Here is a 23,528-nt window from a genome sequence, read left to right as displayed (position 1 = left end):
CGCCGCTGCGCTCCTCACTGTCTTTACGGTGTTTCGACCGACCAGATAACGTCGCTGCCGCTGCGGTAACGCACCAGCGAGAAATCACTGGCGCTGTAGATCTGCGAGCGGGTGGCACCTGCCGGTATCTGGATCTGCTGCTGGGGCAGCGAAACCCGGGCCGCGTTGTTGCCTGCCGGCAGCACCCAGTATGTGCCTCCAGCATTGCCGATGATCAACTGCACGTTTCCGAGCAGGTCATTCACCTGTAGATAGGTGATCCCATCGCGCTGGAATCCAAACAGCTGCCAGCTGGGGTCTTGACTGAGATTGATCGCGGCAGGATTTGCCTGACCCAGTCCAGCAGTTGCCAACGGTTTTCCATGGAAGTCCGACGGACCGCCCGCGAATGCCGGGGCAGCGGCGAGAATCAAAAATGCAGTGGTCGCACCAAAACATGAAAATCGCACAGTGACCTCCAGGTCGAAGTTAACGTCAGGAACCTCCAGCAGATACTAACCGCTTCCCCTCCAATCAATGTGCCAGGCAGCGGGTACGGACGTTTTTGTCCTAAAGTTGCACCTGAAACCGCCGCTATCGGTGCCGAGCCCTCCCACGTGAGCCACCGCATCATGCCCGTCCTGCCGCAGGCCGCTGTCGATGGCGACCTGGCCGATCCGCTGCCGCAGCGCATCCTGCTGGTGGAAAATTCCCGTGCCTTCACCGGCATGCTGCGCGAAGCCATCGAACAGCGCCTGGAGCTGCCGGTGGTGGTGGCCAGCTCGCTGGCCGAAGCCGATCGCCTGCTCAGTGAAGAAGGCGGCTGGTTCCTGGTGCTGACCGGGCTGGTGCTGGCCGATGGCGACCGCGACGCGGTGGTCGAGTTCTTCCTCAAGCGCAACCTGCCGACCGTGGTGGTCAGCGGCGTGTACGACGAGGACCTGCGCAAGCGCGTGCTGCAGCAGCAGATCATCGATTACGTGCTGAAGAACACTCCGGGCAGCATCGACTATCTGGTCTGGCTGGTGCAGCGCCTGGAACGCAACCGGCGCATCGCCGCGCTGGTGGTGGACGACTCGCCGTCCGCACGCGGCTATGCCGCCGCCCTGCTGCGCATGTACGGTCATGAGGTGTACGAGGCGGCCGATGGCAGCGAAGGCCTGGCAGCGATCGAGGCGCACCCGGCGATCCGCCTGGCCGTGGTCGACCAGGAAATGCCGGGCATGCAGGGCGTGGAGTTCACCCGCCGCCTGCGTACCCTGCGCTCGCGCGACAAGGTGGCGGTGATCGGCATTTCCGGCAATACCGATGCGTCGCTGATTCCGCGCTTCCTGAAGAACGGCGCCAATGACTTCCTGCGCAAACCCTTCTCGCGTGAAGAGTTCTTCTGCCGTGTCTCGCAGAATGTGGACCAGCTGGAACTGATCGGCACGCTGCAGGACCTCGCCACCCGCGATTTCCTCACCGGCCTGCCCAACCGCCGCTGCTTCCTGGAACAGAGCCAGCGCCAGCTGCCGCAACTGCAGCTGCATGGCCAGTGCGTGGCGGTGGCGATGATCGACATCGACCATTTCAAGCACATCAACGACACCCACGGCCACGAAGCGGGTGACGATGCGCTGCGCGCGGTCGCCCGTGCTGTCGGCGACCACGCGCGAAGCCAGGACCTGATCGCGCGCTTCGGCGGCGAGGAATTCTGCCTGCTGGTGCCGGACATGGAACAGGACGAAGCCCTGCTCTATTTCGAGGAGCTGCGCCAGCGCATCGCCGCGCTGGAAGTGGACATCGGCAGTGCCACGCTGCGCATGACGGTCAGCATCGGCCTGTGCTGCCTGCGGCCGCAGCGTGATGCGCTGCACCGGCTGATTTCCGAGGCCGATCGCCAGCTGTACCTGGCCAAGGCCGGAGGCCGCAACCGGGTCAGCTGCACCACGGTGGCCAGCCCGCTGCGCCCGCGCGAGGCTGCGCTGTCCTGACTGGCATGCCTTGATCCAGATCAACGCCGCCCATGGGCGGCGCCTCTACAGTCGGCCCCGACATCAGCATGAAGGGGAGCCGGGGATGGCACTACTGGTCTGGCAGGACGATCTGAACATCGGCATCGATGTGATCGATCAGCAACACCGCCGCATCATCGAAATGCTCAACCACCTGCACGTGGCGCAGACCAGCCTGCAGCGGGCAGCGGTGGGCGAAGTGATCGACGAGGTGGTGGACTACACCATGTCGCACTTCGCATTCGAAGAAGAGCTGATGGAGGAGGCAGGCTACCCGTTCTGTGCCGCGCACAAGCGTGTGCATGAGGTCTTCATCAAGCGGGTATCGGAATACCGCATGCGCTTCCAGGCCGGTGAGGACATCAGTGACGAGTTGCGCACCATGCTCTCGCGCTGGCTGTTCAACCACATCCGCGGCGACGACCAGGCCTATGCCGAACAGGTCAAGCAGCACCTGAACCAGTTTGCCCGCGAGCACCAGAGCGGCGGCTGGCTGGGCCGCACGCTCAAGCGCTTCTTCGGCTGATCAGCGATGGCGGCGTTGCAGGGCGAGCAGCGCGCACAGGGTGATCACTGCGGTCAGGCACAGGTAGTAGCCGACCGCGACCAGCCCATAACGCTCGGCCAGCCAGGTCGCCAGGTACGGCGCCGGGGCTGCGCCCAGAATGCCGGCCAGGTTGAACGACAGCGAGGCACCGGTGTAGCGCACTTCCACCGGATAGATTTCGGCCAGGAACGTGCCGCACGGGCCGTAGGTCAGCCCCATCAGGAACAGGCCCAGGCACAGGAACGTCAGTACCAGCCACGGGCTGCCGGCCTGGAACAACGGCGCGAACAGCACACCGAAACCGATGATCAGCAGGCTGGCGATGGCCATCGTGCGGCGCGTTCCCCAGCGATCACCGTAGCGTGCCGACAGCGGAATGCCGGCGGCGAAGAAAAGCATCGCCACCATCTGCGTCAGCAGGAACTGCTCGCGGCTGTAGCCGAGCACGGCGGTGCCATGGCCGAGGCTGAACACCGTCATCAGGTAGAACAGCACGAAGGTGGCGAATGCACCCAGCGTGCCCAGCAGCATCGGCAGCGGATGGTCGCGCAGCACCGTCCACATCGGCAGGCGCACCGGCGCCTTGCGCTCCAGCGCGCGCTTGAAATCCGGTGTCTCGTGGATGTTCAGCCGCACCCACAGGCCAAGGCCGACCAGCAGCGCGCTGGCAACGAACGGAATGCGCCAGCCCCATTGCAGGAAATCGTCCTGGCCCAGAAAGCGACCGAGCAGCAGAAAGATGCCGGCTGACAGCAGGAAGCCGATCGGTGCACCCAGCTGCGGGAACATGCCGTACCAGGCGCGCTTGCCCGGCGGCGCATTCTCGGTGGCCAGCAGCACCGCCCCACCCCATTCGCCGCCCAGGCCCAGGCCCTGGCCGAAGCGGCACAGCGCCAGCAGTGCCGGCGCCCACAGGCCGATCTGCGCATGGGTGGGCAGCAGGCCGATGGCGACCGTGGACAGGCCCATGGTCAGCAGTGCGGCCACCAAGGTGGCCTTGCGGCCGATACGGTCCCCGAAGTGACCAAACACCGCCGAGCCCACCGGGCGTGCGATGAACGCCACCGCGAAGGTGGCCAGGGACTGCAGCAAGGCGGCCTGGTCGCTGCTTTCCGGGAAGAACAGGTGCGGGAACACCAGCACCGCGGCGGTGGCGTAGATGTAGAAGTCGAAGAACTCGATGGTAGTGCCGATCAGGCTGGCCAGCAGGACACGGCGGGGAGAATTCACGGGTGGCGCGGCAGCGGTGATCGTCGACATCGGCAAGGCGGGTAACGGCGGATCGACCGATTCTGCCACGCTTGGCCGCCCCGCCGGGGCAATGGTTTCAGGCGACACCGACGCCAACGAATTCTTTCCGGGGGGCCGCTACGCTGCACCACCGGTCCCTGCATGGATGCTTCACCGATGGGTTCTGCCGCCCCGCAGTCATGCTCCGATTCCCCGCTGCTGCCTCGCCTGGCTGCATGGCTGGCGGTGCTGCTGGTGCATCTGCTGATGCTGTGGTGGCTGTTGCATGCGGGGCGCATCGCCTTGATCGCACACGACAATTCGCGGATCAGCCTGCGTTGGCTGCCGCCGGAAGCGCCGCCGATGAGCCGTCTGGTTGTCGATGCATCACGGCCGGCGGCTGCGCCGCACCAGGTTCCGCACGCCCCCGCGCTTCCTACTGCGCAGGCCGAGCAGCGCTCAGCGCATGTCGATCGGCAACGCAGCGCGGCTGCGCGCAACCAACCACTGAATCTGAGGCTGCCGGCTGGCAGCATCGATGGTGGCGATGGCATCACTGCCGAGGGTGTGGCCGCAAAGCTGATCGGCCGCCGTGAGGTGCATGCGGCGTTCGCGCCCCGTCGCCCACCTTTCCGGATCCACCGGCAAATGACGCCCGAGCAGATCCTGCAGGGTGTTGCCCAGATGCTCGGCACCTGGCCACCGGGCTACATGGTTGACCCGTGCACGCTGGGCCAGCAGGACATGCACTACTTCCAGAACGCAGTGGAGGAAGTGGACCGGCAGTTGCTGCGCGAGGCGGTGCTGCAGGTCAGTGCAAGCTGCCGGTAGCGCGGTCTACAGCTGGATCCAGGTGGCCTTGATCTCGCTGTACTTGTCGAAGGCGTGCAGCGACTTGTCGCGGCCGTTGCCGGACTGCTTGTAGCCACCGAACGGTGCCGTCATGTCACCGCCGTCCCAGCCGTTCACCCACACGCTGCCCGTGCGCAGTTGGCGGGCTACGCGATGGGCGCGTCCAAGATCCCGCGTCCACAGGCCGGCGGCCAGTCCATAGCGACTGTCGTTGGCCAAGCGCACGGCCTCGGCTTCGTCATCGAAGCCGAGCACGGCCAGCACCGGGCCGAACACTTCCTCGCGGGCCAATGCCTGTTCCGGGCGTACCTGGTCGAACACCGTCGGCTGCACGTAGCAACCGCCCGCCTCCACTTCGGCTCTCTGGCCGCCCAGCAGCAGGCGCGCGCCATCGGCTTCGGCCCGGGCGATGTCGGCCAGTACCTTGTCCACGTGCGCGGCATCGACCAGCGCGCCCATCGGTGCATCGGCCTCCAGCGGATGGCGGGGCTGCATGCGCTGGCCGTAGGCGATCACCTGGTGCACGAAGTCATCGCGGATCGAACGCTGCACCAGCAACCGCGAACCGGCGGTGCAGACTTCGCCCTGGTTGAAGAAGATGCCCTGCGCCACGCCCTTGGCGGCCGCATCCAGGTCCGGCGCGTCGGCGAACACCACGTTCGGGCTCTTGCCACCACATTCCAGCCAGACCCGCTTGAGGTTGGAACGCCCCGCGTACTCCAGCAGCCTGGCGCCGGTAGCGGTGGAGCCGGTGAAGGCCAGCACGTCCACGTCCATGTGCAGGGCCAGCGGCTCGCCCACGCGTGAGCCGTGACCGGGCAGCACGTTGAGCACGCCGTCCGGCAATCCCGCTTCGGCCGCCAGTGCGGCCAGCCGCAACGCACTCAGTGGCGAGCGCTCGGAGGGTTTCAGCACTACTGAATTTCCCATCGCCAATGCCGGCGCGATCTTCCAGCACGCCATCAGCAGCGGAAAATTCCACGGCACGATGGCCGCCACCACGCCTGCGGCCTCGCGCGTGACCAGACCCAGCTCGTGCGGACCGGTGGGGGCGATTTCACCGTACAGCTTGTCCACCGCTTCAGCGGTCCAGGTCAGGCAGCGCACCACGCCGGGAAGATCGATGCGACGCGCATCGCGGATCGGCTTGCCCATGTCCAGCGTTTCCAGCAGGGCCAGCTCATCGGCGTGCGTCTCCACCAGCGCGGCCAGCGCCAGCAGCACGCGCTTGCGATGGGCGGGGCTGGCCTGCGACCAGTGGCCTGCCTCGAACGCGCAGCGCGCCGAGGCCACCGCACGCTCGACGTCCTGTGCATCACAGTCGGCCACCGCACCCAGTACACGCCCGTCGATCGGGCTGATGCAATCAAAGCGCGCGCCGCTGGCGGCATCCACGTAGCGGCCATCGATGAACGCTTGCGCAGGAATCGCCACGCGGCTGCGCAGGGCCTGCCAGTGGCTGCGGTCGGGGAAGTCGGCCATGGGTCGCTCCAGCAATCAACGTTCCTTGTTTATACCGGCGCGGCCGCGACCCCACCGTGATCGACCGCGCTGCGCGCTCGCCGGGCATGGCCCGGCGCTACCGCAAGGTCGAGGCCCGAACGGTAGCGCCGGGCCATGCCTGCCGACAGAACCGTGACGTGGCTGCGCTAGAGTCGCAACCATCGGACCCGACGGAGCCGGCATGAAAACCCCTGCAAGCGACCTGCACGACCTGGCCACCCAGCGCCCCGATTCACTGGACGCGTACTGGATGCCGTTCACTGCCAACCGCCAGTACAAGGGCGCGCCGCGCATGCTGGTACGTGCCGAGGGCATGCACTACGAGGACGTGGATGGGCGCGCCATCCTCGATGGCACCGCTGGCCTGTGGTGCTGCAATGCAGGGCACGCCCGCCGGCGCATCGTCAACGCGATCGCCGAGCAGGCCGCCACCCTCGATTACTCACCGGCCTTCCAGATGGGTTCGCCGCCGGCCTTCGCCCTGGCGCAGCGATTGGCGGCACTGGCCCCGGCCGGGTTGAACCACGTGTTCTTCACCAGCTCGGGTTCGGAGGCGGTGGATTCGGCGATGAAGATCGTGCTGGCCCACCACCGCCTGCGCGGCGAAGGACAGCGCACGCGCTTCATCAGCCGCGAGAAGGCCTACCACGGGGTCGGCTTCGGCGGCATGGCACTGGGCGGGCTGCCCAACAACCGTCGCCAGTTCGGCCTGCAGCTCGGCGGCGTGGACTACCTGCGGCATACCCTGGACCTGTCACGCAATGCGTTCAGCAAGGGCCTGCCACGCCAGGGCGCCGAGCTGGCCGACGATCTGGAACGGCTGATCGCCCTGCACGATCCGTCCACCATTGCCGCGGTGTTCGTTGAACCCATCGCCGGCTCGGCCGGGGTGATCCTGCCGGCGCCGGGCTATCTGCAACGACTGCGCGAGATCTGCGACCAGCACGGCATTCTGCTGGTGTTCGATGAGGTCATCACCGGCTTCGGCCGGGTTGGCATGGCGTTCGCCGCGCAGCGTTTCGGGGTCACCCCGGACCTGTTGACCTTCGCCAAGGGCGCCAGCAACGGCGCGGTGCCGCTGGGAGGCGTGCTGGTCGGCGACAGCGTGCATGCCAGCTTCATGCAGGGTCCGCCACAGGCCATCGAGCTGTTCCATGGCTATACGTATTCGGGCCACCCCTTGGCCTGCGCGGCGGCGTTGGCCACGCTGGACATCTACGCCGAGGAACGGTTGTTCGAGCGCGCGATCGAGCTGGGCGAATACTGGCAGGAGCGCCTGCATGCCCTGCACGGATTGCCGAACGTGATCGACATCCGCAACTTCGGCCTGGTCGGTGCGGTGGAGCTGGCACCGCGCAAGGACGCCCCCGGCAGCCGTGGCTACGAGGTGTTCCGCCGCTGCTTCCACGACGGGCGCCTGCTGGTGCGCTGCACCGGCGACATCATCGCGCTGTCACCGCCGCTGATCGTGGACAAGGCACAGATCGACCAGATCACCGGCACCCTGGGCGAGATGATCCGGGCCACCGCCTGAGGCCAGGGCGGTGCTGGCGAGCAGGTACAATGGGCGGTTCCGCTCCTGCCTGTTGCCGTGCCCATGAACATCGTCGTCAAAGAAGAACTCAAGGCCTACATCGACCCGCTCACCGCCGACGAACACGAGGCGCTGGAGCGCAGCATCCTCGCCGAAGGCTGCCGTGATGCGCTGGTACTGTGGGGCGACGTACTGGTGGATGGACACAACCGCTTCGGCATCTGCCAGAAGCATGGACTGCCGTTCAACACCGTGCAGAACACCCGCTTCCAGAGCATGGAAGACGTGCACCTGTGGATGATCGAGCAGCACCTGGGCCGGCGCAGCGTTTCCGATTTCCAGCGCGGCGTGCTGGCCCTGCGCAAGCGCGACATCCTGTCCGCGCGCAAGCAGGTCGAACAGGCGCAGCTGCAGCGCGAAAGCGACGGCACCGCCGAGCCTGCCGACGAGGCCGGCGAAGACAGCCCGCCGTGGGAACCGGCGCCGAAGATCAGCCGCGCCGAACTGGCCCGCGAAGCCAAGCTGAGCACCAGCCAGGTGGGCATGATCGAGCGCATCCACGCCCAGGCTGCGGCCGAGGTGGTGGAAGCGGTGAAGGCCGGCATGATCTCGATCAGCGCCGCCGCCGCCGTGGCCGACCTGCCGGAAGAAGAGCAGCGCGCGGCGGCTGCCGGTGGCAAGGATGAACTGAAGCAGGCTGCAAAGCGCGTGCGTGAGTCCAAGCGCAAGCCGCGTGCGCCGAAGCCTGAACCGGAGTCGGCGGAAATGGACTTCGAAGAGGCCAACGAGGATGAGATCGCCAGCCGCGATGCCGAGGTGCTGGCCGCGCTGGAGCAGCTTGGCGAGGATGCCCCGGCGCTGCGCCGCCGCGTGGTTGCCCTGACCCGCGAGAACGACACCCTGCGCGCGCAGCTGGCCCATCTGCGCAGGCAGCTGGAAACGCTCTGAGCATCCCCCGGTAGTGCCGGCCGCTGGCCGGCAGCTGCAAGGTGCTTCCAACGTCCATGGGTTGCCGGCCAGCGGCCGGCACTACCGGGTACTCACCGGCCTGCGGGTAGACTTCGGGCATGACGTCTGCCATCGATCCGCGCCGCGCCCAGCTGCGGCGCCTGAAAACCCTCGCCCTTGGCGTGCTGCTGCTGATGCTGGCCGGTTTTGCGATCAGCCACTGGCAGGGCGAGCGTGGCATCTGGGCCTGGGTCTCGGCCTTCTGCGAGGCCGCCGCGGTTGGCGCGCTCGCCGACTGGTTCGCGGTGGTTGCCCTGTTCCGGCGGCCGATGGGCCTGCCGATTCCGCATACGGCGATCATTCCGCGCAGCAAGGAACGCATCGGCGACAGCCTGGCCCTGTTCGTGCGTGACCAGTTCCTGGAACCGACGGTGCTGCTGGCCAAGCTGCAGGTATTCGATCCAGCCAGCCGCCTCGGCAGCTGGCTGGCCGATCCCGCGCGTTCACGGATGCTGGCCGACATGGCCCGTGGCTGGGCATTGCAAGCGCTGGATTTCTTCGATGAAGCGGCGGTGCGGCGGCAGCTGCACAGCTTCGTGGTGCAGCAGCTGCGGCAGTGGAACGCCGCGGCCACCGCCGGCGAACTGCTGGGCCTGCTGACCGCCGATGGGCGCCACCAGCGGGTGCTGGACGAAGGCCTGCAACGGCTGGGGCGTTGGCTGGAGCAGCCGGAAGTGAAGGAACGCGCCTCGCAGCTGATCGTGCGCTACATCCAGCGCGAATGGCCGACGCTGTCGAGCACGGTGAACTGGGTCAAGCCGATCGATGAGATCGGCGACAGCCTTGCCGAACGCTTGGCGCGCGCGGTGCTTGAGGAGCTGCAGCAGGTGCTGGCCGAGCCGCAGCACCCGCTGCGCCAGGACTACGAACAATGGCTGGGCAACTACGTGCAGCGCCTGCGCGAAGACCCGGCACTGGCCGAGCGCATCGAACAGCTCAAGCAGGAAATGATCGACCACCCTGCCCTGCAGGACTACGTGCAGGGCCTGTGGTCGCGCATCCATGCCAGCCTGCGCGGCGATCTGCAGCGCGAGGATTCGGCACTGGTCGGCCATCTGCAGCGCAGCCTGGCCTCGCTGGGTGACAGCCTGCAATCGGACCCGGCGTTGCGCGAGGCATTGAACCAGCACCTGCTGGAAGGCGCGCAGCGGCTCACCGGGCGCCTGCGCGAGGGCGTCACCACCCATATCGCGCAGACGGTGAAGAGCTGGGACGAGCGTCATCTGGTCGAGCAGCTGGAACTGAGCGTGGGCCGCGACCTGCAGTTCATCCGCTTCAACGGCACCCTGGTGGGTGGGCTGATCGGGCTGCTGCTGCATGCGGCTACGGTGCTGTTCCGGTTCTGAGGGGGGTTCCCGGCCGGGCTGCGCCCGGCACCCGCAGAGGCCGGAGCCAGAGCAACAGCCACAGCTGGTTTCCTGCGGGATGGCAGGGCGCTGTGGGTTTGCGGGGCCGCCGTGAACCCATCCTTGGGGCTTGGTCGCCGCATCCATGCGGCTCACACCCCGCAAACCCACAGCGCCCCGCCTTCGACCGTTTCCCCTCGATCTGCCTGGATCCACATGTTCGGGGACGAATGGGGCCGTCACACTTGCTTAACGAAATGCGAATGCCTATCATTTACTGATCGGTTGTACGCTTAGCCAAGCGGGGCACGGAAGCACGCGCCCACCCGCCCCTTCGCCCGTGTACATCCCCCGACCACTGGGTCGCCTGCCTGCCGCAGGTGGCGCGCCGTCGATGGGAATCACGCTGGGTGACGTGCGCGGAGCGCATGGCCGCCATGGGTGCGTTTGCCATCGCCTGTTTTTTGTCCTGCATGGAATCGCACCGATGGCTTCTCCCCTGATTACTCCCCGCCCAACCCTGCTGGCCCTGGCCCTGACCGCTGTGATGATCGCTCCGCTGGCCCACGCCGATGCACCGCTCGCTGCCGATGCGCGCACGCTGGACACGGTGAAGGTGACCGCTGACGGCGAGATCGCAAACGGCTACACGGTGAAGAACACCCGCAGCGCGACCAAGCTGGATCTGTCGCTGCGCGAGACGCCGCAGTCGGTCACCGTCATCACCCGGCAACGGCTGGATGACATGGGGCTGTTCTCGTTGTCCGACGTGATGGGCCAGGTCACCGGCGTCAGCGTGTCGGTCACCGACAGCGAGCGCATCAGCTATGTTTCGCGTGGCTACACGATCGAGAACTTCCAGATCGACGGGATGCTCAACACCTTCGGTGGGTCGATCAAGACCAACACCGACAACGTCATCTACGAACGCATCGAAGTGATCCGCGGCGCCACCGGCCTGACCACGGGTGCCGGTGATCCGTCCGGCACCATCAGCATGGTGCGCAAGCGCCCCACCGACACCTTCCAGATGAGCAGCAACCTGACCGTGGGGCGCTGGGGCAACCAGCGCCTGGAAGCCGACCTGGGCGGTCCCGTGGCGTGGGACGGGCGCATCCGCGCACGCGTGGTCGCGGCCAAGCAGCAGAGCGATTCGTTCCGCGATGTCTACAAACTCGACAAGGACGTGTTCTACGGTATCGTCCAGGCCGACCTGACCGACAGCACCCTGTTCGAACTGGGCTACGAATACCAGTCTCCGCACACCACGGGCGTGACCTGGGGCGTGGTGCCTTACTGGGGTGCTGACGGCAACCCGGCCAACCTGCCGCGCTCGACCAATCTGTCGGCGTCGTGGAGCGAATGGCCGATCATTGAAAAGACCACCTTCGCCCGCCTCGAACAGCAGCTGGGCAGCGGCTGGTCGCTGAAGGGCAACGTCAGCCATGCCGTGCGTGATACCGATGGCAGCGTCTGGTACGGCGCAGCCGGCTACCCGCGCGCGGACGGCACCGGCGTCACCGCCTACGTCTCGCACTTCAACGAACACAGCACGATGGACGTGTTCGACGTCAACGTCGGCGGCCCGTTCCAGCTGTTCGGCCGCGAGCATGAACTGGTGTTCGGGCTGGGCCAGTCCGTGCGCAAGGGCGAATCCGAAGCGACCAGCTTCGACACCAGCGCACCGGGCTACATGCAGGTTCCCGACTGGCGCAACTGGACCGGCAAGGTGCCGGTCCTGCCGGTGACACGCTACGGCCGTCTTTCCTCGGAAAACGAGCTGCGCCAGCGCGCCGCCTACATCGCCGCGCGCCTGCGTCTGGCCGACCCGCTGCTGGCCGTGGTCGGCGCCCGCTATGGCAGCTGGGAAACCCGCCAGTGGGGCTACGGCTACGACACCAACGGCAACCGCAACCGCACCACCCGCACCGGCTACAAGCCCGACGACACGCTGACCCCGTATGCCGGCCTGGTCTACGACTTCAATTCGATGTTCAGCGGTTATGTCAGCTACACCGACATCTTCAAGCCGCAGAACTACCGCGACCGCAACGGCAACTACCTTGAGCCGGTGGTCGGCGACATGTACGAGGCTGGCGTCAAGGCTGAATTCTTCGGTGGCCTGCTGAACGCCTCGGCCGCCGTGTTTGAAGGCAAGCAGGACAACGTGGCCGAGATCGATGATTCGGTGCCGCTGAACTCGCTGCCCGATGGCGGCCAGGCCTATCGCTCGACCGGCAAGGGCAACAAGGTGAAGGGTTGGGAACTGGAAACCCAGGGCAGCATCGGCGAGCAGTGGAACATCTCGGCCGGTTTCGCCCGTACCCGGATCCGCAACGCCGCGGGTGTGCTGCAACGGACCACCACCCCGCAGGAAACCTTCCGCCTCAACACCAGCTGGCGGCCGGGCGGCATCGAAGGCCGCTTCTGGCTGGGCGGTGGCGTGACCTGGCAGAGCCGCATCTGGAACAACAGCACCAAGCCGACGGCCGACTACCTGACCACCGGCCGCACCGAAAGTGCGCGCATCACCCAGGACGCGTTCTACCTGCTGAACCTGGCCGGTGGCTACCGTTTCAACGAGAACTTCAGCGCCCAGCTCAACATCAGCAACCTGCTGGACAAGAAGTACTACAACAACGTCGGCTTCTACCAGGGCGTGTACTGGGGCGAACCCCGCAACGTCAGCGTGACGCTGCGCTGGAAACTCTGATGACCTGATGGATGGTGCCGGTTCTGCGACCGGCATCCGGCCACGGATGGCCAACCCCGGCGCGCTTCGGTGCGCCAGCCTTCTCTTCATTCAACCTGCAGGACCGCCGTGGACCGCTCGCCCGCAACCGCCAGCCCCCGCCTCAGCACCTTCTTCGCCAACCCGCGATGGGGCGTGCTGTCCCGATCCCTTGCCGCCATCTTCGGCGGCTACGCGCTTGCCTCGATGACCACGGTGTTCTGTGCGCTGGCGCTGCCGGGCGCGCGCGGCCAGGCCGTGCTGACCGGCATGCTGCTGGCGATCCTGGTCGCCGCCTGCGCCGCGCTGTGGGCGTTCGCCACGCGCAGTGCGCTGCGTGCCTGGGTCGGCATTCTCGCCCCCACCCTGCTGTTGGCCGGCATTTCGCGCCTGCTGGGAGCGTGGGCATGAAGAATGGATTCCGCCAATCCATGGCCTGGCTGCATACCTGGACCGGCCTGCTGGTCGGCTGGCTGCTGCTGCTGATCTTCATGGCCGGCACCGCCAGCTACTACCGCGAGGAAATCAGCCGCTGGATGCGCCCGGAGCTGCCGCGCAGCACGGTAAGCACCGACGAAGCGGCGCAGCGCGCGGCCGACTACCTGCTGGCCAACGCACCACAGGCCCAGAGCTGGTTCGTCACCCTGCCGCAGCCACGCAATCCGGCCATGCAGATGTTCTGGCGGTTGCCGGCCGAGCTGGCCGACCCCAGCAAGGGCCGACGCGGCGCCTTCGGTGATGCCACCCTGGACCCGAACACCGGCACCGAGCTGAAGGCCCGCGAGACCCGTGGCGGCGACTTCTTCTACCGCCTGCATTTCGACCTGCACTACATTCCCGTGCTGTGGGCGCGCTACCTGGTGGGCTTCTGCGCGATGTTCATGCTGGTGGCCATCATCACCGGCGTGATCACCCACAAGAAGATCTTCAAGGACTTCTTCACTTTCCGGAAGGACAAGGGCCTGCGTTCCTGGCTGGACTTCCACAACGTCAGCGCGGTGATGGCCCTGCCTTACCACGCGATGATCACCTACACCGGCATCGTCACGTTGATGATCATGTACCTGCCGTGGGGAGTGAACGTGGCCTACGGCACCGACCAGGATGCGTTCTATGCGGAGGCCTTTGGTGGCCTGCCCGAGGTCACCGCGCCCGCCGAAGGCAAGGCTGCCCCCCTGCCGCTGCGGCAGCTGCTGGACAGTGCCCGCACGCATTGGCACGGCACCGAGGTCGCCGGTTTCAGCGTTGCCAATCCCGGTGCCGCCAATGCAGTGATCGACATCCGCCAGCGCGATGGCAAACGCCTGTCCATCGATACCCCGGCGCTGCGCTATGACATGGTCACTGGCGCGCTGCTGCAGGAAACGCCGCCCTCCGGTGGCGCCACCGCCACCCGTGGCGTGCTGTATGGCCTGCACCTGGCCCGCTTTGCCGATTGGGGCCTGCGCGCGTTGTTCTTCCTGTCCGGCCTGACCGGCTGCCTGATGGTGGCCAGCGGCGTGGTGCTGTGGGCGGTGAAGGAGCGGCCGAAGCATGCCAAGAGCGGTCGCACCGGCTTCGGCCTGCGCCTGGTCGATGCACTGAACATCGGCGCCGTGGCCGGTCTGCCGATCGCCTTTGCCGCCTATTTCTGGGGCAACCGGCTGCTGCCGCTGGGCCTGGCCGAGCGCTCCAACGCCGAAGCGAACGTGTTCTTCTACGCGTGGGGCGCCTCGCTGCTGGCAGCCTTCATCTGGCCCAAGCGGATGATGTGGGCCTGGCAGCTGTACATCGGCGCGGCCGCGTTCGCGCTGATTCCGGTAGTGAACGCGCTGACCACCCACGCGCACCTGGGCGTGACGCTGTTCAACGGTGACTGGGCATTGGCCGGTTTCGACCTGTCGATGGTCGCCTTCGGCGTCATGCTGGCCCTGTGCGGCTGGCGCATGCAACGCTGGACGCCGCCGCTGACTGCCGCCGAGAAGAAGAAGCGCGCGGCGGCCGCTGCAGCGACGAGGGCACCGGCCGATGCAGTGGAAGCGGAGGCCAGCGCATGATGCTGCTGGTACTGGGGTTGTCGTTCACGGCGTTCACCGCGCTGTCGCTGGCGATGGAAAAGCACCAGCAGGAACTGCACGGCAAATCCGCGGCATCACCGGCACGGCGCACGCAATGGCGGGTGCTGGGCTGGGTACTGCTGACGGTGGCTTTCGCACTGTGCGTGGTCGACCACGGCTGGGCGATGGGCCCGGTGCTGTGGCTAGGCGCGCTCACCCTGGGTGGAATCGTGCTGGCGTTCGCGCTGTACCCGTACCGGCCGAAATGGATCGCGCCGCTGGCGATCGCGTTGCCGGTGATCGGGCTGGTGGTGGCGCTGTTGTAACCCGTGCGGTGGACCGCATCCACGCATGGCGTGGATCTACCGGACCCATGCTCGCCGGGCATGGCCCGGCGCTACCGTTCTGCGCGCACGTGGGTAGCGCCGGGCCATGCCCGGCGACGCGTCACGCCAGGCGCTTCAGCTCCCACGCACGATGGATGCGCGCGTTGCGCTCGAAATCCGGGCCGATGGTGCTGGCGCTGATCTCGCGGCACTGGGCGAATTCGGCGATGGCGTTCTCTTCCAGCTTGAAGCGGCGGAAGTTGTTGGAGAAGTACAGCACGCCACCCGGCGCCAGTCGCGCGACGGCCGCACGCAGCATCTTCACCTGCTCGCGCTGTACGTCGAAGTCCTCGGCGCGGGCCGAGTTGGAGAACGTCGGCGGGTCGCAGAAGATCACGTCGTACTGGCCGCGATCGCCTTCCAACCAGGCCATCGCATCGGCCTGCACCAGCAGGTGCTGATTGCCGCCCTGCCCGTTCAGGGCCAGGTTGTCGTAGCACCACTGCAGGTAGGTGGCCGACAGGTCGACGCTGGTGGTGCTGGCCGCACCGGCCACCGCCGCCTGCACGCTGGCCACGCCGGTGTAGCAGAACAGGTTGAGGAAGCGCTTGCCGCGCGCCTGCTCGGCCATCAGCCGGCGCAGCGGGCGATGGTCGAGGAACAGACCGGTATCGAGATAGTCGAACAGGTTCACCTGCAGCAGCGCGTTGTTCTCGCGTACCACGAGGAACTCATCGCGCTGCTCGAAACGGCCGTACTTGCTGCCGCCCTTGCCACGTTCACGCGATTTCATCGATACCTGTTCCGGCGGCACGCTGAACACCTCGCGCGCAGCGGCCAGCAGTTCATTGCGGCGGCGGCGCACGTCGTTCTCGGGAATCGCGGCCGGTGCAGCGTATTCCTGCACATGCAGGAACGTGCGGCGCTGGCCGCCATCTTCCTCGTACACGTCGATGGCCGCTGCGTATTCCGGCAGATCGGCATCGTAGGCACGGAAACAGGTGATGCCTTCGCGCGCGCGCCAGCTCTTGAACTTCTTCAGATTCTTGCGCAGGCGGTTGGCCACCATCTGCGCGCCTTCGCTCAGCTCGCGCACCTGTGCCGGGTCGCGGCCCGGCACCGCGATCGGATCGCAGACGATCAGTGCGCATTCCAGCGCACCATTGAACATCTGGTACTTCTTGCCCGCACGCAGGCCGGTGGCGAAGGCCAGTTCGTCATTGCCGCACAGCAGGCTGGCGCGCCACTGCGGCACGGCCTTCTGCAGGGCATTGCCCAGCTTGCGGTACAGCGCCGGATCGGCGGCCAGGCGCTCGTCATACGGCGGGTTGCAGACCACCGCGCCGATCTCCTGCTCCGGGGTGGGCAGGTCAGCCACATCGGCGCGGGTGAAGCGGATGGCATGGGCGACGCCGGCAACTTCGGCGTTCTCGCGCGCGGCCTGGATCGCCACCGGGTCGATGTCGCTGCCGTGGATGACCGGCTTCAGCGCGGCAAGGCCGGCCGCTTCGCGATCACGCGCTTCGCTCTGGATGGTTTTCCAGGCAGCCTTGTCGAAGCCCAGCCAGCGGCTCGGCGGCAGGCTGCCATGGCGCATCAGGCCGGGGGCGACATCGGCCGCCATCAGCGCGCCTTCGATCAGCAGGGTGCCGCTGCCGCACATCGGGTCCAGCAGGCCGCCACCGGCAGCGTGCAGGCGCGGCCACTGCGCGCGCATCAGCAGCGCGGCAGCCAGGTTTTCCTTCAACGGCGCGTCATGCGCCGCACCGCGCCAGCCGCGGCGATGCAGCGGGCCGCCGCCGAGGTCGATCGACAGCGAGGCGCGGCCCTTGCGCAGCGACAGGTTGACGCGCACGTCCGGCAGGTCGGTGTTGACCGAAGGGCGCTCCAGGCCTTCGTCACGCATGCGGTCGACGATGGCGTCCTTGATCCGCTGCGCGGCGAAACGGGCATGGGTGATCTTGTCGCCGGACACATGCGCGTCCACCGCCAGGGTCATCTCCGGCTTGATGTGTTCGTGCCACGGCAGCGCACGCACGCCGTCGTACAGCGCCTGCTCGTCCGGGCATTCGAATTCGTCGATCGGCCACAGCACGCGGCTGGCCAGCCGCGACCACATCACGATCCGCAGCGCCTGCTCCAGTTCGCCATCGGCGTTGACGCCGGCGATGGTGGCGGTGGCCTTTTCCAGGCCCAGGGCCGACAGCTCATCGGCAAGCAGGTATTCCAGGCCCTTGGCGCAGGAGACAAAAAATTTCACGGGATCGGTTCGCAGGTGGTCAGGCACGGCAGGGGGCCGGGCCATTCGGAAGGGAGGGCCGTGGACACGGCCGGCAGGCCCGCGCCGGGGGCGGCGGGGCTGCCATTGTAGTCAATGCGGGCGGGCGCGCCGTGCGCCCGGGCTTCACAGCTGCCGCAGCAGGCGCTCGAAGGCCTGCGCAGAGGCTTCCACGTGGTGCTCCAGGCGATGGCCATCGTCCACCAGCAGCAGCTGCGCCGAGCGCGCCTGCGCCCAGGCGATGACTCCGGCGGCCGGCACCACCTCGTCATGCCAGGCCTGCACCACCGTGGTCGGCACCGGCGCGGCATCCAGCGCCGGCATCGGGCCCATGGTGGTGGGCGGCACCATCAGGAACAGGCCGGCCACCGGCACCTGCAGCGAGGCGATGGCAGAGATGTAGGCGCCCAGGCTGGAGCCGGCCAGCACCACCGGCCCCTGCGCAGCGGCAGCGGCCGTGCGCTCGATCAGGCGTTGCAGGCGGGTGCGCACATCGCCAACGCGGCTGACCTGGCTCATCGCGTCCAGGTCGGTGTAATCGGGGCGCTCATGGGTCCAGCCCAGTCGCTCGGCGACTTCGGCCAGCGCGGTGACCTTGGTCGCCTCCGGGCCGCTCTCGAAGCCGTGGGACAGGATGCAGTGACCGCGGCTCATGCGTGCGCTCCCACGGAGCGGATCGACAGCAGAAGGGAAGGCAGTTTCATCCGGCAATGCTAGCATCGCCGCATGCCCAAACCGCTCCTGCCCGGCCTGCAGCTGCAGCCGTTGCCCTACCACGACCGCCTGCCACTGCGCGATCCATCCAGCCTGGCGATGGTGGTGATCCACTGCACCGAACTGCCCGACCTGGCGACCGCCCGGGAGTACGGCGAGCGCGTGCTGTACGACAGCGGCGCAGGCAACAGCGGGCATTTCTACGTCGACCGCGACGGCAGCGTGGTGCAGTACGTGGCGCCGGAGCGCATCGCCCACCACGTGCGCGGCATGAATGCCAATACCGTGGGCATCGAACTGGTCAATTCGGGGCGCTACCCGAACTGGCTCGACAGCCGCCACCAGGCGATGGACGAGCCGTACACCGAAGCGCAGCTGCTGGCGCTGGAACGGTTGCTGCAGGCACTGGTGGCTCGTTACCCGTCGCTGCGGCGGATTGCCGGACATGACCAGTTGGACCTGGAGCAGGTGCCGGCCAGTGATGACCCGGCGGTGACCGTGGCGCGCAAGCGTGATCCGGGCCCGTTGTTCCCGTGGGCGCGGGTGCTGGCGAAGGTGCCGTTGCAGGGGTTGGGATGATGGGCAGGGCTGCGCCCTGCACCCGCAGAGGCAACAGCCGAAGCAACAGCAAACGCTGGGTGTCCGTGGGATGGCGGGGTGGGTCCCGCGGCTGTTGGTAGGTGTCGACCTTGGTCGACACGTAGACCCACGCCATGCGTGGATGAACGACAAATCGACCAACCCGCTTTGCTCAGGCGCCGGTGGCGACCGGGCGGCTGCTGTCGCTGACCCAGCCACTCCATGAGTCCGCGTAGATGCGTGCGCCGGACAGGCCCGCGCTTTCCATCGCCAGCAGCAGGTGGCAGGCGGTCACGCCCGAGCCGCACATCAGCACCACGCGTTGCGGGTCCTGGTTGCCGATCACGCCCTGCAGTTCGGCACGCAGTTCCTGTGCATCGCGCAGGCGGCCGTCCAGCACGTTCAACGCAAACGGGCGATTGACCGCGCCCGGCACATGGCCGGCGACCGGGTCCAGCGGCTCCACCTCACCGCGGAACCGCTCGCCCGCGCGGGCATCGACCAGCCAGCCCGGTGCATGCTTGAGGCGTGATTCGATCTCGTCCGCGCTGGCAACCTGGCTGCCATCGAAGCGCCCCGGATACGCGGGCAACGCGGTGACCTGGCTGCTGCCGGTCGCCAGCGGCTGGCCGGCGGCCTGCCAGGCGGCGATGCCGCCATCGAGTACGGCCACGTTCGCATGCCCGATCAGGCGCAGCAGCCACCACAGGCGCGCGGCGGCCATGCTGCCATCGCTGCCGTCATACACCACCACCTGCGTGTCGGTGCCGATGCCCCATTGCCCCAGTCGTGCGGCGAACGCATCGCTGTCGGGCAACGGATGGCGGCCATGACCCACCCGCGTCAGATCGGACAGGTCGCGGTTGAGATCGGCATGCACTGCGCCGGGAATGTGTCCCTGCGCGTAGAGGCTGTTGCCCGCCTGCGGGTCGGCCAGCGATGCACGCGCGTCGACCACGCGCACGGTACTGGCGGTCGCGCGGGCATCGACCACGCGTACCCCATTGCCCAAGGCCGCAGCCAGGGTCGCAACATCGACAAGGGTGGTCCACGGTGGGTCGATCGGCTTCATTGCACTTGCTCCAGGCGGCGACGCAGGTTGTACAGGATGGCCGCGGTGGCGCCCCAGATGCGCTGGCCGGGCCAGCCATATTCAAGGACATGGCGGACGCGGCCGCGATGGTTGATTTCTACCTGGCGCAGGTTGTCGGCGGCCATCAGATAGTCCAGCGGCACTTCGAACACCTCGGCCACTTCGCTGGGCTGCGGGACCGCCACGAAATCCGGATCGATCACTGCCACCACCGGGGTCACCCGGTAGCCGGTGATGGTCACGAACGGATCGAGATATCCCAGTGCCTGCACCTGTGTCGGCGCCAACGCGATTTCTTCCTGGCTTTCGCGCAGTGCGGCAGCCAGCGCATCGCGATCATCGGGCTCGGTACGGCCACCGGGGAAGCCAACCTGGCCACCATGTTGCCGCAGGGTTTCGGTACGCCGGGTCAGGATCACCTGCGCACCGTTGGCGCGCGGCACGATGCCAGCCAACACCGCCGCCTCGACCGGTGGGCCCGGAGGCAGCAGGTCATCCAGTTCACTGCGGTTCCAGCCGTCACCTGCCGGCGGCTCGGCCAGCGGATGCAGCGCGCGCAGCAGCCGCTCATGATCGGCCAACGACCCTCGCAGCGACTGCTGCAGCTGTTGGCGCAGGGGCAGCACACGCTGCAGGATGTGGCTGCGTTCGCTGTCGCTCATCGACGACCACCGTGCGATTTCGTCGATATGCCGCCCGCACCCGGCGCAGAGCCGGTTGCGATCCAGCTTGCAGACGTTGATGCAGGGGCTTGCGACAGCACGCGCCGTTTCTTCCATTATTTGCACCGGTCAACAGTAGCGCGAATGGGCTGAATTTGGGATGGGCCCCGCACAGCTGCAGCGTGGTGCAGAAACAAAAACGCGCCGGTGGGTTCACCGGCGCGTTGATGTTGACGCTGTTTCTTCTTACTTGACGCTGATCAGCTTGATCTCGAACTGCACAGCCACGTTCGGCGGGAACGGGGTGCGCGGGTCGGCGCCGTAGGCCTGATCCGGCGGCAGCGAGACTTCCCACTTCGAGCCTGCCGGCATCTGCAGCAGGGTCTCACGCATGGCCTTCATTTCGACTTCGCTGACCTTGATCGACGGAATCTGCTGGGCCGGGCGGGCTTCGGTCGGGCGCTGGCCGTACGGGAACGGACCGGCCACTTCCAGCTGCACGGTGCTGGCCTGGGTCGGCTTGGCACCCTTGCCGGCTTCGATCACACGGTACTGAACGCCGCTCGGCAGGGTCTGCACGCCCGCCTTTGCCTTGTTCTGCGCCATGAACTGATCGCTCTTGGTCTTGTTTTCGGCAGCAGCCTTTTCGTACTCGGCCTTGGCGGCCTGGGCACGGCCCTGCTCGCGCTTCTGGAACGCTTCAACGGCCGGCTTCAGCTGCTCGGCGGTAATGGCCGGCTGCTTCTTGGCGTAGGCGTCCTGCAGGCCCTTCACCACCGAGTTGATGTCCAGCTGCTCACCGCGACCGGTCAGCTCCGCCAGGTTGTTGCCGTAGTCGTAACCGAAGTAGTAGCTCAGCTTGCCCTTCTCGGACGCGATGTCCTGGGCGAAGGCATTGCCCGTCAGGGCCAGGGCCGCGACGGCGACCGCGATAGAACGCAACTTCATCAAACAGTTCTCCAGGGGTGGTAACTCAGGGACGTTCTGCGCCGCCCTGAGGCGACGGGTTAGGATAACGGCCACAACGTGTAACCGCTACTCACCACGCAGGCTATGACCTGTCTGCGTTTACAGAGTTCAATCTCACTTTTTTTTAACGTTCCAGGAGTTTCCCGTGGTCGAGGCCCCCGCTCCCCACCCGGTCGACGTCAGCGATGATGGCGCCGTCCGCACCATTACCGTGCAACGCCCGGACAAGCTCAACGCCCTCAACGCCGCCACCCTGCAGGCCCTGGCCGAGGTGTTTGGCGACGCCGCCGCCGACCCGGCGGTACGGGTGGTGGTGCTGACCGGGGCTGGCCCCAAGGCGTTCGTGGCCGGGGCCGACATCGCGGAAATGAACACCTTGAGCGCGGTTCAGGGACGTGATTTCTCCCTGCTCGGCCAGGCCCTGATGCGCCGCATCGAACGCATGCCCAAGCCGGTGATCGCCCGGGTGAACGGATTTGCGCTGGGCGGCGGGCTGGAACTGGCCATGGCCTGCCATCTGCGCATCGCCGCCGATTCGGCCAAAGTCGGCCAGCCGGAGATCAATCTCGGCCTGATTCCCGGCTTCGGCGGCAGCCAGCGCCTGCTGCGCCTGTGTGGCCGTGCGGCCACGCTGGAATTGTGCCTGCTGGGCACCCCGATCGACGCCGCACGCGCACTGGCCCTGGGCATCGTCAACGAAGTGGTACCCGCCGCCGAGCTCGACGCCCGCGTGCAGGCCCTGGCCCGGCAGCTGGCACAGTCGGCGCCGCTGGCGCTGCGTGGCCTGCTCGACGCGGTGCACGTGGGCGGCGAATGCAGCCTGGAAGCCGGCCTGGAATACGAAAGTGCGCAGTTCGGCCTGCTGTTCGCCACCGAGGACATGCGCGAAGGCACCAGCGCCTTCCTGCAGCGCCGCCCCCCCGCCTTCCAGAACCGCTGACGCCATGGCATCCCGACCCAACCCCGTGCTGCTGTTCGCCCGGGTCCAGGCAGACGATCCCGATGGTGCGCTGCAGGCTGGACTGATGGACTACGTCGTGCGCGCTGGCGATGAACGGCTGCTGCCCGATCATCCGGACCTGCCCGACCGCCTGTGCCAGATGCAGTTGCAACTGCAGCGTGCATGGGCGGCGCGCGAACGCTTCCGCGCACGCGCCGTGCGCCTTGCCCGCCGCGAGGCCGAGCGTGATGCGCGCCGGACGCCCGCGCCGGCACCGGACGTCAAACCCGCCCTGCCTGCCGCCGCGGCCGCCATCCTCGCCCGGGCCAAGGCCCGCGCCGCCGGCAAGGAGCAGTAATGGCGACCGCGAAGAAGACCGCGCGCGCACCTGCGCGCCGCGGCGGTACCATGCCGCGTGCCGACGTGGTGGAAATGTTCACCCGCCTGCGCGAGCTCAACCCGCATCCGAAGACCGAGCTGGAATACAGCTCGCCGTTCGAACTGCTGGTGGCGGTCGCGCTGTCTGCACAGGCCACCGACGTCGGCGTCAACAAGGCCACCCGACGCCTGTTCCCGGTTGCCAACACGCCGGCGAAGATCCTCGCGCTGGGCGAAGAGGGACTGAAGAAGTACATCGCCACCATCGGTCTGTTCAACGCCAAGGCGAAGAACGTGATCGCCACCTGCGCGCTGCTTCTGGAGAAGCACGGTGGCGAAGTGCCACGCGATCGCGACGCACTGGAGGCACTGCCCGGTGTCGGCCGCAAGACCGCCAACGTGGTGCTCAACACCGCCTTCGGCGAACCGGTGATGGCAGTGGACACGCACATCTTCCGTGTCGCCAACCGCACTGGACTTGCGCCCGGAAAGAACGTGCGCGAAGTCGAAGATCGACTGGTCAAAGCGATTCCCGCCGAGTTCCTGCTCGACGCGCACCACTGGCTGATCCTGCACGGCCGGTACGTGTGCAAAGCGCGCAAACCGGATTGCCCGGGTTGCGTGATTGCCGACCTGTGCCGGTTCAAGGACAAGACCCCCGCGGAGTGACGGCGCCATCCACGCATGGCGTGGATCGGCTGGAAAATCCATCCACGCATGGCGTGGATCTACTGCAACCGGGGCGCAATCCGCGCGTCATACGTAACCGGTTTCAATGGCAGGCCCAGCCGTGACGGGGCCTGCGGCGGATCGCCGCCGTGCGCGA

22 protein-coding genes are annotated in these 23,528 nt (G+C 67.1%); 14 read left to right on the top strand and 8 right to left on the bottom strand.

What is annotated here, in order from left to right:
- Positions 1 to 23 precede the first annotated feature (23 nt).
- Positions 24 to 449: a hypothetical protein gene (locus ABIA73_RS04825; RefSeq protein WP_229655672.1), complete on the bottom strand. Its 426-nt coding sequence runs from the start codon at positions 447 to 449 to the stop codon at positions 24 to 26.
- A gap of 162 nt (positions 450 to 611) precedes the next feature.
- Here ABIA73_RS04825 and ABIA73_RS04820 point away from each other — a divergent pair, with 162 nt between their 5' ends.
- Both ABIA73_RS04820 and ABIA73_RS04815 read left to right on the top strand, forming a co-directional pair.
- Positions 612 to 1,955, top strand: coding sequence for a diguanylate cyclase (locus ABIA73_RS04820; protein WP_059063890.1), 1,344 nt, complete (start codon positions 612 to 614; stop codon positions 1,953 to 1,955).
- 85 nt (positions 1,956 to 2,040) lie between these two features.
- Positions 2,041 to 2,502 (top strand): bacteriohemerythrin, encoded by a 462-nt coding sequence (locus tag ABIA73_RS04815; protein ID WP_025875341.1) that lies wholly within the window; start codon positions 2,041 to 2,043, stop codon positions 2,500 to 2,502.
- Here ABIA73_RS04815 and ABIA73_RS04810 read toward each other — a convergent pair whose 3' ends face one another.
- Positions 2,503 to 3,783, bottom strand: coding sequence for an MFS transporter (locus ABIA73_RS04810; RefSeq protein WP_354275494.1), 1,281 nt, complete (start codon positions 3,781 to 3,783; stop codon positions 2,503 to 2,505). It lies immediately after the preceding gene.
- Positions 3,784 to 3,930: 147 nt separating this feature from the next.
- Here ABIA73_RS04810 and ABIA73_RS04805 point away from each other — a divergent pair, with 147 nt between their 5' ends.
- On the top strand, positions 3,931 to 4,584 hold the full coding sequence (locus tag ABIA73_RS04805) for a hypothetical protein (protein ID WP_244439050.1): 654 nt from the start codon (positions 3,931 to 3,933) through the stop codon (positions 4,582 to 4,584).
- Between the two features lie 6 nt (positions 4,585 to 4,590).
- On the opposite strand, the gene ABIA73_RS04800 is transcribed toward ABIA73_RS04805, so the two are convergent.
- Positions 4,591 to 6,087 carry an aldehyde dehydrogenase gene (locus tag ABIA73_RS04800; protein ID WP_354275493.1) on the bottom strand — a complete coding sequence of 499 codons (1,497 nt, stop codon included), beginning with the start codon at positions 6,085 to 6,087 and terminating at the stop codon, positions 4,591 to 4,593.
- A 202-nt stretch (positions 6,088 to 6,289) separates the two neighbouring features.
- Between ABIA73_RS04800 and aptA the strand changes: the two genes are divergently transcribed.
- The 7 genes from aptA to ABIA73_RS04765 all read left to right on the top strand — a co-directional run bounded on the left by aptA (position 6,290) and on the right by ABIA73_RS04765 (position 15,089).
- Positions 6,290 to 7,642, top strand: coding sequence for an omega-aminotransferase AptA (gene aptA, locus ABIA73_RS04795; protein WP_080149312.1), 1,353 nt, complete (start codon positions 6,290 to 6,292; stop codon positions 7,640 to 7,642).
- 63 nt (positions 7,643 to 7,705) lie between these two features.
- On the top strand, positions 7,706 to 8,590 hold the full coding sequence (locus ABIA73_RS04790; RefSeq protein ID WP_025875352.1) for a ParB N-terminal domain-containing protein: 885 nt from the start codon (positions 7,706 to 7,708) through the stop codon (positions 8,588 to 8,590).
- A gap of 119 nt (positions 8,591 to 8,709) precedes the next feature.
- Entirely contained in the window at positions 8,710 to 9,996 is a 1,287-nt protein-coding gene (locus tag ABIA73_RS04785) for a DUF445 domain-containing protein (protein ID WP_354275492.1), read from the top strand.
- Between the two features lie 487 nt (positions 9,997 to 10,483).
- A complete protein-coding gene (locus ABIA73_RS04780) occupies positions 10,484 to 12,709 on the top strand; it encodes a TonB-dependent siderophore receptor (RefSeq protein WP_099842209.1) in 2,226 nt (741 codons plus the stop codon).
- Positions 12,710 to 12,817: 108 nt separating this feature from the next.
- Entirely contained in the window at positions 12,818 to 13,138 is a 321-nt protein-coding gene (locus ABIA73_RS04775) for a DUF3649 domain-containing protein (protein WP_032975664.1), read from the top strand.
- Positions 13,135 to 14,763, top strand: coding sequence for a PepSY-associated TM helix domain-containing protein (locus tag ABIA73_RS04770; RefSeq protein ID WP_354275491.1), 1,629 nt, complete (start codon positions 13,135 to 13,137; stop codon positions 14,761 to 14,763). Before ABIA73_RS04775 ends, ABIA73_RS04770 begins: the two co-directional genes overlap by 4 nt.
- Positions 14,760 to 15,089 carry a DUF3325 domain-containing protein gene (locus ABIA73_RS04765; protein ID WP_032975662.1) on the top strand — a complete coding sequence of 110 codons (330 nt, stop codon included), beginning with the start codon at positions 14,760 to 14,762 and terminating at the stop codon, positions 15,087 to 15,089. Before ABIA73_RS04770 ends, ABIA73_RS04765 begins: the two co-directional genes overlap by 4 nt.
- Before the next feature lie 121 nt (positions 15,090 to 15,210).
- On the opposite strand, the gene rlmKL is transcribed toward ABIA73_RS04765, so the two are convergent.
- Both rlmKL and ABIA73_RS04755 read right to left on the bottom strand, forming a co-directional pair.
- A complete protein-coding gene (gene rlmKL, locus ABIA73_RS04760) occupies positions 15,211 to 17,349 on the bottom strand; it encodes a bifunctional 23S rRNA (guanine(2069)-N(7))-methyltransferase RlmK/23S rRNA (guanine(2445)-N(2))-methyltransferase RlmL (RefSeq protein WP_354275490.1) in 2,139 nt (712 codons plus the stop codon).
- A 144-nt stretch (positions 17,350 to 17,493) separates the two neighbouring features.
- Positions 17,494 to 18,021, bottom strand: a complete 528-nt coding sequence (locus tag ABIA73_RS04755; RefSeq protein WP_025875362.1) for an alpha/beta hydrolase — start codon at positions 18,019 to 18,021, stop codon at positions 17,494 to 17,496.
- A gap of 72 nt (positions 18,022 to 18,093) precedes the next feature.
- On the opposite strand from ABIA73_RS04755, the gene ABIA73_RS04750 reads away from it, so the two are divergent.
- The gene (locus tag ABIA73_RS04750) at positions 18,094 to 18,660 is read left to right on the top strand and encodes an N-acetylmuramoyl-L-alanine amidase (RefSeq protein WP_354275489.1); all 567 of its coding nucleotides are present in this window, start codon (positions 18,094 to 18,096) and stop codon (positions 18,658 to 18,660) included.
- A gap of 172 nt (positions 18,661 to 18,832) precedes the next feature.
- On the opposite strand, the gene ABIA73_RS04745 is transcribed toward ABIA73_RS04750, so the two are convergent.
- The 3 genes from ABIA73_RS04745 to ABIA73_RS04735 all read right to left on the bottom strand — a co-directional run bounded on the left by ABIA73_RS04745 (position 18,833) and on the right by ABIA73_RS04735 (position 21,363).
- A complete protein-coding gene (locus ABIA73_RS04745) occupies positions 18,833 to 19,732 on the bottom strand; it encodes a sulfurtransferase (RefSeq protein ID WP_025875364.1) in 900 nt (299 codons plus the stop codon).
- Positions 19,729 to 20,532, bottom strand: a complete 804-nt coding sequence (locus ABIA73_RS04740; RefSeq protein WP_025875365.1) for a CoA pyrophosphatase — start codon at positions 20,530 to 20,532, stop codon at positions 19,729 to 19,731. The genes ABIA73_RS04745 and ABIA73_RS04740 overlap by 4 nt, the downstream gene beginning before the upstream one ends.
- 129 nt (positions 20,533 to 20,661) lie before the next feature.
- Positions 20,662 to 21,363 carry an FKBP-type peptidyl-prolyl cis-trans isomerase gene (locus ABIA73_RS04735; RefSeq protein WP_025875366.1) on the bottom strand — a complete coding sequence of 234 codons (702 nt, stop codon included), beginning with the start codon at positions 21,361 to 21,363 and terminating at the stop codon, positions 20,662 to 20,664.
- Between the two features lie 166 nt (positions 21,364 to 21,529).
- Here ABIA73_RS04735 and ABIA73_RS04730 point away from each other — a divergent pair, with 166 nt between their 5' ends.
- From ABIA73_RS04730 to nth, 3 genes are read left to right on the top strand one after another with little or no spacing between them, the layout of a single operon-like run.
- Complete coding sequence (locus ABIA73_RS04730) at positions 21,530 to 22,324, top strand: enoyl-CoA hydratase/isomerase family protein (protein WP_218789033.1); 795 nt, start codon at positions 21,530 to 21,532, stop codon at positions 22,322 to 22,324.
- Positions 22,325 to 22,328: 4 nt separating this feature from the next.
- Positions 22,329 to 22,682: a hypothetical protein gene (locus tag ABIA73_RS04725; RefSeq protein WP_032975654.1), complete on the top strand. Its 354-nt coding sequence runs from the start codon at positions 22,329 to 22,331 to the stop codon at positions 22,680 to 22,682.
- The gene (gene nth / locus ABIA73_RS04720; RefSeq protein WP_025875369.1) at positions 22,682 to 23,371 is read left to right on the top strand and encodes an endonuclease III; all 690 of its coding nucleotides are present in this window, start codon (positions 22,682 to 22,684) and stop codon (positions 23,369 to 23,371) included. Before ABIA73_RS04725 ends, nth begins: the two co-directional genes overlap by 1 nt.
- Positions 23,372 to 23,528: the final 157 nt, after the last annotated feature.

The organism is Stenotrophomonas sp. 2694, assembly GCF_040548715.1.
Classification (GTDB): Bacteria; Pseudomonadota; Gammaproteobacteria; order Xanthomonadales; family Xanthomonadaceae; genus Stenotrophomonas; species Stenotrophomonas indicatrix.
The sequence above is the reverse complement of the archived record's forward strand: the minus strand, read 5'-3'. Positions and strand labels throughout refer to the sequence as shown.